This is a genomic window from Acinetobacter sp. 24-47-67, assembly GCF_056779735.1.
In genome coordinates, this window is sequence record NZ_JBWYIK010000010.1 from 80,303 (window position 1) to 97,803 (window position 17,501).

Consider the following 17,501-nt stretch of genomic DNA (forward strand, 5'->3'; position numbering starts at 1 on the left):
AACTCCATGATCTTAATCACAATCAAGCAACAAAAAAGGGTTTTATATTCACATTGGCGCTAGGCGTCATGGGTTTATTCCTATAATATAGCTCAACAAATATCAGCTTAGATTTTTGAATCTATTTTAAATATTCTACTAATTAAAAATGATAGGAATTCGAGTGAGTTACTACCGCTATAGTTTATTATTAGCACTCAGCTTAAGTTTTACAGGTTGCGCTGTGACTTCAGGTCTGCAAACTTATGATTTACCAGAAGAAGGGGTTTTTCAGACGGATTTGGGTACGCTAGTCAATGTTATCAAACTCACTCAAGAGTCCCTTTTTGCTGTTCAACCTGCACAAGTCAATGTTCACCAAGATTTAGGACATTTGTTTCTACAAAATCAAAAACAATACCTACTCAGTGCTGGTGATGTATTATCTATTTATCTATGGGCCTATCCAGAAATTTCAGGGGCTAATGATGAAAAAAAAGGATATCAAATTGACTCTCGTGGCTATATTCAATTTCCAATTATTGGACGTTACAAGGCGGCTGGCAAAAGTTTAGATCAGGTCAATCAAGAACTTCGTCAGTTACTTGCCCGTTATTTAAAAACGCCAGATGTCATCGCCCGAGTGCTGTCTTACCAAGGTCAACGCTATTCAGTACAAGGCAATGTGATGAAAGGTGGTCAATATACACTGAATGATCAACCTACAAGCATCTATACGGCGCTTGGTTTAGCCGGCGGTGTCAATACACAATTTGGTGCAAATACGTCGATTAGTCTAGTTCGCAATGGCCAAACTTATAATTTAAATTCGATTGAGCTCGAAAAAGCAGGGTTTTCGCTACACAATCTTTTGATCCAAGCCAACGATACGATTTACGTGAACTCGCGCGAAAACCAAAAAATATATGTGATGGGTGAGGCGGGGAAAAACCAATCCTTGCCGATGCGTGATCAAGGCATGACTTTAAGTGATGTGATTGGGGAAAGTTTAGGGCTGAATCCATTATCTGCAAGCAGTAGTAAAATTTATGTCGTCAGAAGTCAAAGTGACTCTCCGATGACTGAAATCTTTCATATGGATCTGTCTAGCATTGCTAATTTTGGTCTTGCCAATCAGTTTAAAATGCAAAGTAATGATATTGTTTATGTCGATGCAACGGGTCTAACGCGCTGGCAACGTGTGGTCAACCAGGTGATTCCTTTCTCCAATGCTTTATATAATTTAGATCGTTTGGGGAATTGATGAATTTTAAAAATATCTTAGTGGTCTGTATTGGAAATATCTGTCGAAGCCCCATGGCAGAGTATTTACTAAAAGATGCTTACCCTGATCGAAAAATTCACTCTGCTGGGATTTCTGGTCTAGTTGGCCATCCTGCAGATGATAAAGCATTACAATGTATGCAAAATTTCGGTATAAATATGCAAGATCATGTGGCGCGTAAACTGAATGCTGAATTGGTCAAAAATGCGGATTTGATTCTTGTCATGAGCCAGAACCAACAGAAGCATATCGAACAAACATGGCCCTACGCAAAAGGAAAAACCTTTCGCTTGGGTCACTGGCGTGAAAGAAATATTGCGGATCCTTACCAACACGATCAAGCATTCTTTAATGACACCTGTCAGTTGATTCAGGATTGTATCGCTGATTGGAAAAAACACCTTTAATATTTTGAATAAAGATTATGAGTCAAACCGCGAATACCGAAGATACAATTGATTTAAAAGAATTATTTTTTTCATTAATCGCACAATGGAAATTGATTGCCTTATGTGTGATTTTGAGTCTGGTCTGTGCCCTACTCTACTTACGCACAACACCCGATACCTACTCTGTTGATGCGTTAGTTCAAGTTGAAGAAAATAAAGGTACATCAGCTGCGCTTTTAGGTGATCTTTCAAGAATGATTGATCAGAAACAACCCGCTCAAGCTGAAATTGAAATCCTGAAATCTCGATTAGTCCTCGGTTCAGTGATTGAGAATTTAAATTTAGATCTTAGAGTATCTGGTACACAAAACTCTTTCTTTGATCGTTTATTTTCACCACATGACTATTCGACCAGTTATTCACGTCAGTCTGTGATTTTTAACGATGACGAAAAATCTTTTGCTATTCCCCATTTCTATGTTCCTCAGAAATTTCGTGACCGTGCATTGGCGCTGAATTTTACTGAGAAACAATTTACCCTGACGGATTTAAGAACTGAAGAAGTGGTCCTGAAAGGTTTACTGAACCAACTCAATCAACGCTCTACACGCGATGGTGTATGGAAAGTTGAGATTCGCACACAAGATCAATTGAATGACAGGTATCTCATCACCAAACAATCTTTACCTGCTGCAATGAAATCACTTTTGGCCAACTATTCAGTGGCTGAAAAAGGCAAAATGACTGGTGTGCTAGGTCTAAACTATCAAGGTCAAGACAAAGAACATATTACAAAAGTCCTGAATACGATTTTAAATGCGTATAGTCAGCAAAATGTAGAACGACGTTCTGCTGAAACTGCGCAAACATTGAAATTCTTGGATGAACAACTCCCAGAACTCAAACAACAACTGGATGTCGCCGAACGTGAATTTAACAAATTCCGTCAAGGCTTTAATACGGTTGATGTCACTAAAGAATCTGAATTATATCTCACGCAAAGTGTTGCTTTAGAAACAAAAAAAGCGGAACTTGAGCAAAAAGTGGCTGAAGCGGGTGCGAAATACACCAATGAACATCCAATCATGCAACAGATGAACGCTCAACTTGGCGCGATCAATAAAAAAATCAATGAATTAGATGGTACTTTAAAACAACTCCCTGACTTGCAACGTCGCTATCTACAGTTATTCCGTGAAGTTGAAGTCAAACAACAGTTATATACAGCTTTGCTGAATTCGTACCAACAACTTCGCATTGCAAAAGCGGGGGAAATTGGTAATGTTCGTATTGTTGATACGGCCGTAGAACCGATTGAACCAATTAAGCCTAAAAAATTACAGATCCTAATTTTGTCCATTTTCCTTGGTGGTTTCCTCGGAACACTTCTGGCCCTGTTACGTAATATGATGCGTTCAGGCATCAAAGATTCTAGTCAAATTGAAAATGAATTAGATCTGCCGGTTTATGCAACAGTACCGCGTTCGCCAGTACAAGAAAGCCGAATTAAGATGCTGAAAAAGCATAAGAAAATCCCAATTCTGGCGATTAAGAATAGCGATGATATTGCGATTGAAAGTTTACGCAGTATGCGCACGGCGATTCATTTTGCGCTGAGTTCAGCTCGAAATAATGTGATTATGATTTCAGGTCCTGCACCTGAAGTGGGTAAATCATTTATTTCAACCAATTTAGCAACAATATTAGCGCAAGCCGACAAACGTGTTTTGATTATTGATGCTGACTTACGTCGTGGTTATCTACACAAATATTTCAATATTGAAACACAGCCAGGTTTGACTGATTACATGACTGATCAGCACTCTCTACAAAATATTATTCGAGACACTGAAGTCGCTGGTTTAAGTGTGATCACCCGTGGTAAGAGTCCGAGCAATCCATCTGAGATGTTGAGTTCTGAAAAATTCAAACAGTTGCTTGAACAGCTTTCAACACAGTTTGATCATGTGATCATTGACACGCCACCTATACTTGCGGTGACTGATGGTATTATCATTTCGCAATATGCAGGTGTGAATATTGTCATTGCTCGCTATGCGAAGACACAAATGAAAGAACTCGAAATCACAGTCAATCGTTTCGAACAAGCCGGTGTTAAAGTGAATGGCTTTATCTTAAATGACATTCAACGTAATGCAGCAGGTTATGGCTATGGTTATAACTATGCATATGCGTATAAAGCCTCAAAGGACAATGATTAATTATTGTTGAAAAAAAGCCTGATCTATTCAGGCTTTTTTTATGCCGATCAAGCACTGTATATTTGTGAAATTTTGTTGATTTCATTGAAATTCTATATCGCTGAAAGTGAATTGACGCTATGCTGTTTTGGTTCCGCGATTTTAGAATGTCGCACATAGAATTGAAAAAAATTGGAAATCTCATGAGTAAAGCTTTACCCATCGCTGTTGCTGTCGTTTTAGGCGGTGCTGCGCTCGTCCCTGTTTATTATGCAAGTCAACATCCAACATCTGCGACAGTTTCTAGCATGACTGCTGATGCAAAACCGATTGATAAAATCAGTTATGCACTGGGTTATGAAGTTGCCAGCCAAACTCCTCCTGAAGTTGCCATTGATCCGTTTATTGTCGGTGTCCGTGAAGCGCATGCTAAAAAAGAACGTGCCTATACCGATGAAGAACTACAAACTGCTTATGTGGCTTTACAAAAAGAATTAGAAGAAAAGAAAGTCGAAGACTCTAAAGCTGCCAATGCACAAAGCAATAGCTTCCTTGCTGAAAATGCAAAAAAACCGAATGTTAAAACAACTGCTTCTGGTTTGCAGTATCTCGTCAGCAAAGAAGGTACAGGAAAACAACCTGCTGCAAATTCTGTGGTTAAAGTGCATTACACCGGTAAATTACTTGATGGCAAAGTCTTTGATAGCTCGGTTGAACGTGGTGAACCGATTGAATTTCCGTTGAATCAGGTCATTCTTGGTTGGACCGAAGGCCTACAATTGATGAAGGAAGGCGGTAAAGCAACCTTATATATTCCATCAAATCTGGCTTATGGTGAACAGGGTGTTCCTGGTACGATTCCACCAAACAGCACACTCATTTTTGATGTTGAATTAATCGAAGTCAAATAAGTTAATCAAAAGGAGAGCCCTCAGCTCTCCTTTTTTGGATTTGAATGATGAAAAAAATCTCTATATTAAGCAGTCTGCTGATCCTCAGCTCTGCCTCATTTGCGGCAAACATTAGCAATAAAAGTACTGAGAAAGATCAGCTCGGATATAGCTATGGCTATGTGATGGGACGCACTAATGCGGATACATTAAAAGATATTAATTTGGATGCCTTTATTGAAGGATTGAAACAAGGCTCAACTGGTCAAAAATCGAGTTTAACCGATCAAGAAATGGCGCAGGCTTTAACCAAATACAAAAAGCAGAGTGAATCCAAACAGCTGATCGAATTTCAAAAATTGGCTGCAGAAAATTTAAAATCTGGGCAGCAATTTTTACAAGAGAATGCCAAGAAAGCAGGTATCGTCACACGACCAACAGGTCTGCAATATCAAGTGATTCAGCAAGGTCAAGGCAAAACACCTAAAGCGACGTCAAAAGTGAAAGTTCATTATGAAGGGCGTTTGATCGATGGCACAGTATTCGATAGTTCGATCGCGCGTAATCAAGCGGTTGAATTCCAAGTGAGTCAAGTCATTCCGGGTTGGACTGAAGGCTTACAACTCATGAAGGAAGGTGCTAAATACCGCTTCTTTATTCCTGCTGATTTGGCCTATGGTGAGATCGGTTCGGGCGATGCGATTGAGCCGAACAGCACCTTAATCTTTGATGTCGAACTTTTAAAAGTTTTGCCTTAATGTTCACATGACTTATAAAAAAACATCGCTTCCGCGATGTTTTTTTGTTTTATTTAGGGTCTGGTTGAAACACTAGCCATGTTTTAATTGTCTTGGTCTAAAGCCAGTCGCAAATAAACCCAATACATAAGCAACCACACCCAATACACAGAGACCAAGCACTTCAAATACACGCATCCACGGTGCTACATCTGGGTTATACCAGCTTAGACCATACCATAAAGCTGTGATCATCACGGCGTTACCGACCATAAATTGGAAAAATAATTTTTTCCAATGCGGACCAAATCGGAATATTTCACGCTTGTGTAAATAGAAATATAGCATCCCTGCATTGACTAAAGCAGAACCTGTAGATGACAACGCCAATGCCATATGGAGTTCTTCCCAGCCCATCCATTTGAAGATACCAATAAAAACCACATTGAGAATGGCATTGGCTGCAACTGCCATTAGGCCAACACGTACTGGGGTTTTGGTATCTTGAATCGCATAAAATCCAGGAGCAAAGACTTTAATCAACATAAATGCCAAAACACCACCACTCATACATTGTAATGCCAAAGCGGTCATTTCTGTCGCTCGTGCATCAAAAGCACCGTGTTGGAACAGCGCTTGAATAATCGGTGTAGACAACATAAATAAAGCGATACTGGCTGGGATACCAGCAAATACGATGACACGTGCAGCCCAATCTAACATGGCCTTAAATTTAGTTTGATCCTGTTCAGCTTTACGCGCAGAGAGTGCAGGCAGAATCACCGTTCCAATGGCTACACCAATTAAGCCCAAAGGCAATTCGGTCATCCGTTCTGCAGTATAAAGCCATGACACAGAACCATTTTGCATAAAAGACGCCCAAATGGTATTGAGTAGTAAATTAATTTGTGTGACTGAAACCCCAAACAGTGCAGGCAACATTAGTTTTAAAATACGCTCGACACCTTCGTGCTTAAAATCAACTTTAGGTGGGATCAGGAGTTTTTTGCGCCACAGTTCCGGAATTTGTAGGGCTAATTGCAAAATGCCAGCAAACACCACTGCCCAACCCAATGCCATAATGGGTGTTTCCATATGTGGAGATAACCACAAAGCCCCTGCAATCATAGCAATATTCAACAATACTGGCGCGAATGCCGGTGTGGTGAACGAGCCATAACTGTTTAAGATACTGCTAGCAAATGCCGTCAGCGACATAAACATCAGGTAGGGAATGGTGAGACGGAATAAGTCGACTGATAAATCAAATTTGGCTGCATCGGCATGAAATCCTGGCGCATAAACATACAATATCGCAGGTGCAACAATCATACACAGCAAAGTTAATGCAGTCATCACGGTAAGCAAACATCCAAATACCCGACTAATTAGGATCTGAACTTCAGCATGGAGTTTGGTGGTTTTATATTCTGTGAGAACAGGAATAAATGCTTGGGAAAATGCACCTTCGGCAAAAAGACGCCTAAAAAAGTTGGGAATACGAAACGCTACGACAAAAGTATCGAAGTCTTTACCTGCCCCGAACACATTTAACAGCACCATGTCTCGAATAAGCCCCATGACACGAGACAACATGGTCATTGCACTCACAATAAAGGTGGATCGCCAAAGCGCCATCATATTCACCACTTAAAAAGATTGACGATATTGTAATAAAACTTCGCTTTTAAATTGTTATTTCATTCGACAAAGCATCACATTTTTCGTTGTTTTAATTGATCTCTAAAATAAGCCCATTGAAAATGCGGTCCTGGATCGGTCTTTCGTCCAGGTGCAATATCTGAATGCCCTGCGATATGACTTTTAATTTTAGGATAAGCGTGTTGAAGTGTTGCCACGACCTCAACTAAAGCTTGATATTGTTGTTCCGTAAAATCTTGATCATCACTACCCTCGAGTTCAATGCCAATCGAATAATCATTGCATTCTGGATTTGCCATGTACGTAGAGCGTCCTGCATGCCAAGCACGGTCTTTAAAATTAACAAACTGTAAAATTTCGCCTGACCTTAAAATCAATAAGTGTGCTGAGACCTGCATCCCTTCAATGGTTTTAAAATAAGGGTGTGCATTCCAATCTAATTTATTTTGGAAAAACTGCTCAATATAGCCTCCTCCAAACTGTGAGGGCGGTAAGCTAATATTGTGGATGACCACCAGTTGAATGTCAGTATGGTCTGGTCTTTGATTAAAATTTGGTGAAGCAATAAATCTTGCACCTTGTAATACACCATCTACCACTTGAAGCTTGGGTACATTCGACATGTGTGATCTCAATCCGTGTTTGCAACTTATGACAATTCATCCACGCTCATCTTTGGAAAAGACTTGGACGAAAAAAACAGCACCATTACTTGAGGTGCAATGGTAATATATTGCTCATTTTTCTGGTGCCTACAATAGGGATTTTATGAGCATACCGCAATCTTTGCTTGAACAATCAATTCAAATCAATATCCAACAAGCATTGCAAGAAGATATTGGTGAGCGTGATATCACCGCATTGCTGACACCTGAAGATGAACAAGCAACAGCAACCATTATCAGTCGCGAAACGATGATTCTTGCAGGGCAACCGTGGGTGAATGCTTTAATTAAAGCCTATGATCCAAGCGTTGATGTGATTTGGTTAAAGCAAGATGGCGATCAAGTTCAAGCCAATGAGGCATTTTTAAAACTTGCCGGCTCAGCACGCAGTCTGTTAACCGTTGAACGCCCAGCACTTAATTTTGTACAAACCCTTTCTGCTGTTGCTACAAAAACGGCTGAATATGTGAAACATTTGGAAGGTTTAAATACCAAACTACTGGATACACGTAAAACATTACCAGGCTTACGTATTGCGCAAAAATATGCGGTGGGTGTAGGTGGTGGTCAAAACCATCGTTTAGGTTTATTCGATGCTTTTTTAATTAAAGAAAACCATATTATGGCTGCAGGTGGCATTCAGCAAGCAATCGACAAAGCGCATGCCATTGCACCAGGTAAACCTGTGGAAGTCGAAGTTGAAACTTGGGATGAGTTAAACCAAGCTTTAGATGCTGGTGCCGATATCGTTATGTTAGATAATTTCAGCCAACAACAAATGATTGATGCAGTCAAGCATGTGGCTGGTCGTTGTAAATTAGAAGCTTCAGGTAATATTACCATCGAGAACTTACGTGAAGTTGCTACTTCAGGCGTCGACTTTATTTCAATGGGTGTACTGACTAAAGATGTCAAAGCCATCGATTTATCTATGCGCTTTAACGCTTAATTGATTCAATCCTATCTCTCAATAAAAAAGGGGCTTTGCTCCTTTTTTTATTTGCTTAAAACTGTGATGCTACATTAACTTTATCGCAAGAATACAAAAAAATTTGAATTTATAAGGTCCTAGTTGATACCTTCCACGCTTTAAGATTATTTTTTAATCAAAATCATAATATGCCTATAGAATGCAAAGTAAATCATTAAATTTCAATTATTTATTTGCCTTAATTTTACAATTATTCAATTTTCTGTCATGGAATACTGCCTAATTTTCATTCATAGTGAAGCCAATAAATACAATTAAACCATGAGTTCGCATTGTCTAAATAATAGGAGGGTGTCAACGCATAGACCATGCTGAATGTCAGTGAATAAATAAAAAGAAATGCAGTCATCGGATCGATTGCATCCACCATGTTGTACATTAGGGAAATCACATGAAAACGCAAATGATCTATACGCTTTTAAGCGTCGCGATTAGTAGCAGCTTACTCCTCGGTTGTAAAAGCTCCAGCGAATCTGGGGGGAATTCAGGCGGTGGTAATGGATCACAGCCAACTCCGACCAATCCAACTGATCCTGACAATCCAACGAATAAAATTGAAAAAGAATTCGTGACTGTTTTATCAACTCGCCCCGATCTTGTGACAGATAATGATGTATTGATCGAATTAGACCCATCGATTAATTTTAATGACGCAAATATAAGCATTCATTTAAATGGACAGGACATCAAATCTCGCTTTTCCAATGCTCAAAATAGAGTGCTATTGGATGGATTACAGTTAGGGGAAAATCTACTTAAAATTGAAACACCAAACGCAATTCAAAATTTATATTTAAAAAATTTCAGTACCACAGGCCCTCTTTTATCTGGACCTCAAATTAATCCATGGACCTGTACCAACGGCTCGACTGATTTATTTTGTCGTAAACCTGTTCAATATAATTACTACTATCGGAATTTGGTCGGAACTTTACAGACCTACAATCCTGAGAAACCACCTTCGGCGGGTCTAATTTCCAAAATTAAGACCGATACAGGCGTAGAAGTACCATTTATCATTCGAGAAGAAGTCGGCTATCAAAATCGTGATGAATATCGGTTTGCTGTATTGTTTAATCCTAATCAGCCTTGGACTGCGCTGAATCCACAACCCCAATTTAATAATAAGCTGTTAGTAACCCATGGGCAAAGTTGCGGAAATGATTATCAGTCTGCAACCGCGCCTACCGTGGTTGCGACATCAACTTCTATTTTGCCAGATATTACCATCAAGGCTTTGGGCAAAGGTTATGGCGTCATGTCTACGGCGCTATCCAACAGTGGACATAACTGTAATTTGGCGGTTCAAGCTGAATCAATCATTATGGCCAAAGAACGTTTTATCGAACAATACGGTACTTTAGACTACACGATTGGACAAGGCTGCTCAGGTGGCGCGCTCGCATCTCAATGGGTAGCTAACGCTTATCCAGGTGTATACCAAGGTTTGTTAGTAACGTGCTCCTTCCCTGACGCATGGAGTACAGCGTCTCAGTTTGCTGATTATCATATTATGATCAATTATTTTAAAACAGTAGAAGGCCGCTCTTTCCTCCCTCATCAAATTAACCATATTCAAGGTCATATTTCTGAGATTAATGGTTATGTCAGTGAACTTGCGCAATTCGATGTTGCTCGACCAAATACAATTTGTAGCGGAATATCAGAAACACAACTGTACAATGCCACCTCAAATCCGAATGGGACACGCTGTTCAATTCAAGAGGCTGCTGTAAATTTGTTGGGTCTCAGAAATCCAACTGAAGTTGATCCAAATACACAACAGCTTAGACAAATTTGGAGTCCTGTCGAAAACCAGCGAAATATTGGGTTTGCTAACCTACCAATTGATAATGTCGGTGTGCAATACGGGCTTCAAACCTTATTTGATGGTGTGATCAATGCTGAAAAATTTGTTTTATTAAATGAACGCCTCGGTGGAGTTGATATTGATATTAATCCAATTCCCGAACGGTTATATGCCACGGAGCAAGGTTTAAAAAATGCTTATCGAACTGGTTTAATCAATGTTGCCAATAATTTAGATCAAGTGGCGATTATTGATTGTCGTGGTCCAGATCCAGCAATATTCCATGATGCTTACCGAGCATTCGCGATTAGAGCACGTTTAGACAAAGCACATGGACATCATAACAATCAGCTTCTGTATGGAGGTGATACCATTATGATTGGCGATCTTAAATGTTTAGAAATCAGTTTCGATGATATGAACCAATGGTTGGATCGCGTAAAAAATGATACAAGCAATTTACCTCTGCCACAGAAACTCACTCGCAATAAAGTAAATCTTAACGACTCATGTATCACATTAGGAACGATTCGAAGATCTGGGTTCTGCAATAACCTTCGTGTACCAGTCTATAAAACACCGCGAATGGTAGCAGGTGATCAAATTAGTACCTACGCCAATAAATGTAAACTACAACCACTCACACGTCGTCTTTACCCCAATATTAACTTTACAGATGAGCAATGGGCTCGATTACAAAAAGTTTTTCCAGATGGTGTTTGTGATTACACCCAAGATCCTGTTGGGTTTGGTAAAACCTATCCTTGGTTAACATATCAAAATCAAAATGGACAGATCAATGATGTCATTTATGGTGGTAAGCAACTGGATGAAGATCCAAATCGCCCTGAGGAGCTTATAATGCCTCAACTTCCGAAAGGTTGGATCTCTAATTCATTTCGACTGTCTTAATGCCTGAATTTTTCAATTGTAAAAAAAGCCGTGAACATTCACGGCTTTTTTACTTCGTGTTTAAGATTTAGGTTGCAATAATCCCATCATAGGATCGGTACATGTATGCTGCCCTGTTTCAATACGTCCAGCAAATCGACGTTCATAAGCCTGCTCTCCCTGCTGTTGGGCGATTACCACATTAAAATCATACCATCCCCAAGACTCCGTTAAATCAAGATGAAGTTCAGCCTCATTCGCTTGAGTTTTGACAGTCCACATTTTTTGATTGTAGTACGCATTGTCCTTGACCATCATCTCCACAGCTTCAGCACCATCATGCCGTATTTTTAAAATTATTTTAGGTTGACAGGCTTCATAGCAAATTCGAATTTCTGGCAAATGATCTCTTTCAATTTGATGGTGAAGATTTCCCTTGAATGCTCGATGATAACCATTTGGTCCAAGTATCCAAAGATCATATTGATCATCTACTAGTTCCCAAACATCCTCAAGCTGTTTGCCTGCCTCCACCATAAAACGTCGAGGAATGGCATTTAAATCTAGTTTGTCATAGACATGGAAAACCGCACCTTGTTCTCCACCATTTGCGAAAATCAATTGTATGTTTCGGGTTGCAACCTGTACGCGCGCGCTGGTATGTAATAAATAAGGTAATGCTCGAGAATGACGTATTCCAGATTCTTGCACAGGAAATTGTTGATTTGCTGGGACTGGAACCTTGCTAAGTTGCTCTTGCGAATGACGCGTATTGTCAGCTTCTTGTTTTGTTCTTTGCCCATTAAGTGTTGGCAGAATATTAAAGTTAGGTGTCTTAAAGTCAAACGCCGACGTAAGGTCACCACAGACTGCTCTACGATAAGGGCTAATATTAGGCTCTTGCACGCCAAAACATTGCTCAAGAAATTGAATAATTGAAGTATGATCAAATACCTGAGAGTTGACCCATCCCCCACGACTCCACGGTGAAATGATATACATTGGAACACGTACTCCTGGGCCATACACACCATGCCAGAAGTTTTCATTCTTACCATTTTTAAATTTTAATTCAGGCTGTGCTATCGAACCTGATACACGTGGGTGATTGAAATATTCATATGATATCTCTTGTTCTGATAACGTGGTTTTACCATGAACTTTAACGATATCACCTGCTTCATTGATTTCTCTTGATGGTGCAGATGGCGATGGTACATGATCAAAGAAACCATCATTTTCATCAAAATTGACCAGTAAAACCGTCTGACTCCATAACTCTGGATCTGCCGTTAAAGTGTTTAACAGTTCTTGAATGTACCACGCGCCTTGAACAGGACTTGATGGTCCCGGATGTTCACTATACGCTGCCGGTGCGACCACCCAGCTCACCTGTGGCAATTTACCCTCTAAGATATCTTGTTTAAATTGTCCTAATAAACCGCCGTCCTTAGGCATCGTATTGGCAATACCCTTATAGAGAGGTTGTCGTTGATCAATACGCTCATCATATTCAGGCGACAAAATATTGGCATGGCTAACCGGCTTACCAGATAATTCATTGGCTTTGCGATATTGCTTAAATCCAGCTAAAGGATTATCCGTAAAATTATCGGGCATATTTTGATAAACCTTCCAACTGATCCCAGCTTGCTGTAAGCGTTCAGGATACGTGGTCCAGCCGTAACCAATCATTGATGAGCCAATACTATCAAACTCGTTGACTACACTCGCGACACCTGCAGCAGTTGGCCCGTTGGTCCCTGTCCAAATAAATTTACGATTGGGATTAGTTCCCGCGTGCATAGCGCAATGGTAGGCATCACATAAAGTAAATGCTTCTGCTAGTGCAAACTGGAACTCGAGCTCTTGTTTCTTAAAATAGCCCATGGATTGGGGTTGTTTATGTTCTACCCAATTGCCCATACGCCCACAATCCCAAGCGGCTTGACCATCCTTCCATGAATGAGGTGTGCCCGAAACACGTTGAGCATTGCCCAATGAACTGTCTAGGTGATAAGGCAAAATTTTATTTTTGTTGCCATCATACTGTTCCCACACCGCTCTTTTACCACTCAATGGAATGGTGAATCGATCACCAAAACCACGTACTCCTTTGAATGTTCCAAAATAGTTATCAAAAGAACGATTTTCTTGAGTCAAAATCACCACATGTTTCACATCTTGAATAGTGCCAGTTTCCACTTTTGCATCAATTGCTAAAGCTTTTTGAATACTCAGCGGAAAACTTGCTAATGCAGATGCGCCCAATAATGTCTTGGTCGAATTTAAAATAAAGTCACGACGGTTCATATATTTATCCTGTTGTTATTCTTATTATGGTTATGGAGCACAGTGGATTTCACAGCTTGGATCTGAAGGTTGCGGTTTGGATGTTTGGTTATCATCATCTCCCCCACAAGCTGTTAACAAAATACTTGGTGTAAGGATGAGTATAAAAAAATAAGCTCGCATGTAGTTATCCTTCTCGTTTTATGCGAACTCAGTGATACGCTTTTTTCGTGACGCTGCAATGAAGCTTCAATTGCAAATCTATGAAATAAAAAAAGCACCTCTATCAAGGTGCTTTTTTACAATCAACGCATGCAATCAAATGCGAATTACCAGCCTAGTGCTTGTTGTTGCTTTTGAATTAACTCTTGAATGCCTTTCTCAGCCATTTCAAGCATTGCGTTACATTGCGTACGCGTGAACGGTTTATCTTCCGCAGTACCTTGAATTTCAATAAACTCACCCGCCTGAGTCATCACCACATTCAAGTCTGTTTGGCAGTTTGAATCTTCTTCATAACATAAGTCGAGTAGTACTTCGTCTTGATAAATACCAACAGAAATTGCAGCCACCAAACCTTTGAGTGGATCTTGTTTGATTTTCTTTTTCTCAAGTAATGAATTCATAGCATCAATCAAGGCTACCGCAGCACCTGTAATAGACGCTGTACGTGTACCACCATCGGCTTGAATAACATCACAGTCGATTGTAATCGTGTTTTCACCCAATTTCTTCAAATCCACCATAGCACGTAAGCTACGACCGATTAAGCGTTGAATTTCTTGAGTACGTCCACTTTGTTTACCACGAGCTGCCTCACGGTCACTGCGTGTATGGGTTGAACGTGGCAACATGCCATATTCAGCAGTCACCCAACCTTGGCCTTTTCCTTTCAAGAAGCGCGGTACTGAATTATCAACACTGGCAGTACAAAGAACTTTGGTATGACCAAATTCAACTAAAACTGAACCTTCTGCATAACGTGTATAGTTTCGAGTAATTTTAACGTCACGTAACTGGTCTAATGCACGCTGGTCAATACGCATAATACGTCCTAATTTTTACTTAAAAAAGATTGGACACATTATAGCAGATTGATGGCATCTGACTTTGTTATAAGTCCGTGTTTTAAAATTGCAGTTTCATTTAAAAACATACATTGGTTTGAACTGAGTTGACATAAAAAATGATCAGACTTCGTTTAACGCCCATATGTATAATGATCACTATTCTTGATAATGTGCGATTACATTTTGAACTTTTTCTTCATTCTGTATTTTGTTATTCTTTATTAAATTAGAATAATTGGATCTAGTATGACTAGCCCTATTTTTTTGCATGAACTGCCAGAAGAGCAGCTAAAAAAGCTTTCCCAAGATGATATTCAAAAGATTCACCAAGCAGAGCAACTCTATTGGAGTAATAAGGCGTATACCAAATTTTATGCTGCATTTAATGGTTCTAAAACGAAAAAAGGTGGTTTAGTAAGAGCATCTACTGATACCTATAAGGTCAAAGGTATTTCTTTAGCTTTAGTAGGCGATGAAGCGATATATACTGATGGTTCAACAGCAAAAATTATCTCTGGTGCTGGTAGTGCCATCACTGTTCATAATCGATCCGCAGCACTTATTGGCTCACCATTAGAAAATGGTGATGAAATTATCGATAGTCCAATAACCGCTCATGTCTTACGTTTGTATCATGATGCCGCTTTACCCAAAGATTTCATGATTTCGATGATTGGAGGATCAAAGAGTGTCTAAAGGTTTTGGCATACATGGTTCTACAACAAGTCATGGTGGAACAGTGTTATCCACTCAATCGCGAAGTTCTCAAATGGGAAACCTATTTCTTCGTGCGGGTGATGGTTTTGCTTGTCCAAAATGTAAAACCTGGTCCACTTTGATTAAAAGCAATGACCATGTGATTTTTGATGGTAAAGCAGTCGCTTATGTCGGTGATAAGTTCACGTGTGGTGCTACTTTAATGCCTAAACAAGTTCATGTTGTTGGGGAGAATGGTGGAGCTATATCTGGATCAAATATAGCTAATAATTTATCAACATTTACTCATAAAACATCTAACTATGCTCATAAGTTTCAAATTATCGATGATCTAGATAATAGTCCTTTGAGCAACGTACTTTATGAAATTATTACACCAACTAAAAAAATTGAAGGTATAACAGATGAACATGGATATACAGAAATTATTGAAGATACAGAACCCTCAAAAATAACTATAAATATCTTATGTGATGAGGATCATAAGCATGAACACTAAAAATGTTATTCATAGCCATAATACACATCTAAGTGCAAAAAAAACTCAAGTTAGGACTAGTCAAGTTGCGATAAAACATAGACGCCTTTTAACTACAGGCGAAATTGAGATGTGTAAAAAAATCTTTAAAGATTCGATAGATTATACGAAAGTTATTATTAAAAGAAGTTCAACATGGAGCGTTCCAGGATTAACAGGCAATACTTTTTCCCCTATGGGCGCTATTAACTTAACTAGCAGTTTATTTGATAAATTTCCTGATTTCAGCAATTGTAAAAATGATTATTCGGCAGAACATCACTTTATTCATGAAATGACTCATATTTGGCAATATCAATTAGGAGGAGGAGTTAGACATATTGGACAAGCTGCAATGCTTTTTAGACAAGGAGGGTATATATGCAGTAACGTCAGCCCTGATTATGGAGATGATTATACCGCATACTTTACTGATTTAGCTGGTAAACATACAGACCGAAAATTTAATGAATTTAACCTAGAGCAACAAGGTCGCATTATTGAATTTTGGCATGATGCTGTTTATATGCAAAATAAAGTACCTAAGAGAAGACATCATATTCAAAGTATTAAATTATTAGGTTACGTAGAAAGAATTTTACGAGAATTCCTATTAAATCCTTATGATAAAAAGCATTTACCACAATCGCAATTGGTAGATAAAGCATGAACAAATTAAGCTTTTTTATTTTACTTTTTTCAACGAATGTTTTAGCTCATCAATTACATGAACCACTGTATTTGACAAAAAAACAAAACTCTTTATGTATTTATACTAACAATCCTAATTCCAAGTTACGCGATGATCACATAGCGCTCATAACTCTAGGTATCCCTGGTTATAATGCAAGATCTGTTTCAGAGGTCGTTATTGAAAAACTTAAAACTCCTCCTATTTACGAAGAGAATTGCCTACTATTTTCATTAAAAGATATTAAAGAATCAGGGCCCTATTCTCTAATTCTTGATATGGATAAAACATACGCTACTGATTTTTGCATCAATCTTCATGATCAAAAAAATATATCAATTCACAAGTTGGGTAGCCAATTACAATGTCAAAAATCTGAATATGCCAACCCTTTTAGCCTTTCCGTAGAATTAAAAAAAATTATTAAAAAAATTAAAAATTTTTTTAATTTTTCAAGTTTCTGATAGGCTTGTTTTTTAAATTATATTTAGCTTAGTTGAAAGTATAGTTTCAATCAATGTGATTGAAACGACTCGTGATATGTTTTTAATAAATAAAAATGCTGGACCGCTAACAATTAACAGAAAAATGTTTATCAACGTCTTTAATCAAGATTTCCATCAAAAGATGGTTAATATTATGAAAGAACAGAGAGTATATCCTGGTGATCCTAAAAATGTTATGTATGAAAAATTTAAAAAATTATAGTCTTAT

At 38.8% G+C, this 17,501-nt stretch carries 15 protein-coding genes; 11 read left to right on the forward strand and 4 right to left on the reverse strand.

Features of this window, described 5'->3' with window-relative positions:
* Positions 1–163 precede the first annotated feature (163 nt).
* The 5 genes from AC1M9K_RS11915 to bamJ (AC1M9K_RS11935) all read left to right on the forward strand — a co-directional run bounded on the left by AC1M9K_RS11915 (position 164) and on the right by bamJ (AC1M9K_RS11935) (position 5,502).
* Positions 164–1,243: a polysaccharide biosynthesis/export family protein gene (locus AC1M9K_RS11915; RefSeq protein ID WP_481589389.1), complete on the forward strand. Its 1,080-nt coding sequence runs from the start codon at positions 164–166 to the stop codon at positions 1,241–1,243.
* Positions 1,243–1,671, forward strand: a complete 429-nt coding sequence (locus tag AC1M9K_RS11920) for a low molecular weight protein-tyrosine-phosphatase (RefSeq protein ID WP_481589390.1) — start codon at positions 1,243–1,245, stop codon at positions 1,669–1,671. Before AC1M9K_RS11915 ends, AC1M9K_RS11920 begins: the two co-directional genes overlap by 1 nt.
* A 17-nt stretch (positions 1,672–1,688) precedes the next feature.
* Entirely contained in the window at positions 1,689–3,875 is a 2,187-nt protein-coding gene (locus AC1M9K_RS11925; RefSeq protein ID WP_481589391.1) for a polysaccharide biosynthesis tyrosine autokinase, read from the forward strand.
* Between the two features lie 182 nt (positions 3,876–4,057).
* Positions 4,058–4,765 (forward strand): BamJ family beta-barrel-assembly machinery protein, encoded by a 708-nt coding sequence (bamJ, locus tag AC1M9K_RS11930; protein ID WP_481589392.1) that lies wholly within the window; start codon positions 4,058–4,060, stop codon positions 4,763–4,765.
* A gap of 47 nt (positions 4,766–4,812) precedes the next feature.
* Entirely contained in the window at positions 4,813–5,502 is a 690-nt protein-coding gene (bamJ, locus tag AC1M9K_RS11935) for a BamJ family beta-barrel-assembly machinery protein (protein WP_035267761.1), read from the forward strand.
* Between the two features lie 72 nt (positions 5,503–5,574).
* Here bamJ (AC1M9K_RS11935) and murJ read toward each other — a convergent pair whose 3' ends face one another.
* Together murJ and ampD are read right to left on the reverse strand one after the other, a co-directional pair.
* Positions 5,575–7,128 (reverse strand): murein biosynthesis integral membrane protein MurJ, encoded by a 1,554-nt coding sequence (murJ, locus tag AC1M9K_RS11940; RefSeq protein WP_481589413.1) that lies wholly within the window; start codon positions 7,126–7,128, stop codon positions 5,575–5,577.
* 68 nt (positions 7,129–7,196) lie between these two features.
* Complete coding sequence (gene ampD / locus AC1M9K_RS11945) at positions 7,197–7,766, reverse strand: 1,6-anhydro-N-acetylmuramyl-L-alanine amidase AmpD (RefSeq protein ID WP_035267755.1); 570 nt, start codon at positions 7,764–7,766, stop codon at positions 7,197–7,199.
* 145 nt (positions 7,767–7,911) lie between these two features.
* Between ampD and nadC the strand changes: the two genes are divergently transcribed.
* Positions 7,912–8,757 carry a carboxylating nicotinate-nucleotide diphosphorylase gene (gene nadC, locus AC1M9K_RS11950; RefSeq protein ID WP_179999994.1) on the forward strand — a complete coding sequence of 282 codons (846 nt, stop codon included), beginning with the start codon at positions 7,912–7,914 and terminating at the stop codon, positions 8,755–8,757.
* A 433-nt stretch (positions 8,758–9,190) separates the two neighbouring features.
* Positions 9,191–11,521 carry a DUF6351 family protein gene (locus tag AC1M9K_RS11955; protein ID WP_481589393.1) on the forward strand — a complete coding sequence of 777 codons (2,331 nt, stop codon included), beginning with the start codon at positions 9,191–9,193 and terminating at the stop codon, positions 11,519–11,521.
* A 60-nt stretch (positions 11,522–11,581) separates the two neighbouring features.
* Here AC1M9K_RS11955 and AC1M9K_RS11960 read toward each other — a convergent pair whose 3' ends face one another.
* The gene (locus AC1M9K_RS11960) at positions 11,582–13,813 is read right to left on the reverse strand and encodes a phosphocholine-specific phospholipase C (RefSeq protein WP_481589394.1); all 2,232 of its coding nucleotides are present in this window, start codon (positions 13,811–13,813) and stop codon (positions 11,582–11,584) included.
* Positions 13,814–14,121: 308 nt separating this feature from the next.
* Positions 14,122–14,838 carry a ribonuclease PH gene (gene rph / locus AC1M9K_RS11965; RefSeq protein WP_035270511.1) on the reverse strand — a complete coding sequence of 239 codons (717 nt, stop codon included), beginning with the start codon at positions 14,836–14,838 and terminating at the stop codon, positions 14,122–14,124.
* Positions 14,839–15,108: 270 nt separating this feature from the next.
* On the opposite strand from rph, the gene AC1M9K_RS11970 reads away from it, so the two are divergent.
* From AC1M9K_RS11970 to AC1M9K_RS11985, 4 genes are read left to right on the forward strand one after another with little or no spacing between them, the layout of a single operon-like run.
* Positions 15,109–15,558: a PAAR domain-containing protein gene (locus AC1M9K_RS11970; protein ID WP_481589395.1), complete on the forward strand. Its 450-nt coding sequence runs from the start codon at positions 15,109–15,111 to the stop codon at positions 15,556–15,558.
* Positions 15,551–16,078, forward strand: a complete 528-nt coding sequence (locus tag AC1M9K_RS11975; RefSeq protein ID WP_481589396.1) for a PAAR domain-containing protein — start codon at positions 15,551–15,553, stop codon at positions 16,076–16,078. The genes AC1M9K_RS11970 and AC1M9K_RS11975 overlap by 8 nt, the downstream gene beginning before the upstream one ends.
* Complete coding sequence (locus AC1M9K_RS11980) at positions 16,068–16,766, forward strand: zinc protease (RefSeq protein WP_481589397.1); 699 nt, start codon at positions 16,068–16,070, stop codon at positions 16,764–16,766. The genes AC1M9K_RS11975 and AC1M9K_RS11980 overlap by 11 nt, the downstream gene beginning before the upstream one ends.
* The gene (locus AC1M9K_RS11985; RefSeq protein ID WP_179999982.1) at positions 16,763–17,251 is read left to right on the forward strand and encodes an NF045616 family extracytoplasmic (lipo)protein; all 489 of its coding nucleotides are present in this window, start codon (positions 16,763–16,765) and stop codon (positions 17,249–17,251) included. The genes AC1M9K_RS11980 and AC1M9K_RS11985 overlap by 4 nt, the downstream gene beginning before the upstream one ends.
* The last annotated feature ends 250 nt before the right edge of the window (positions 17,252–17,501 follow it).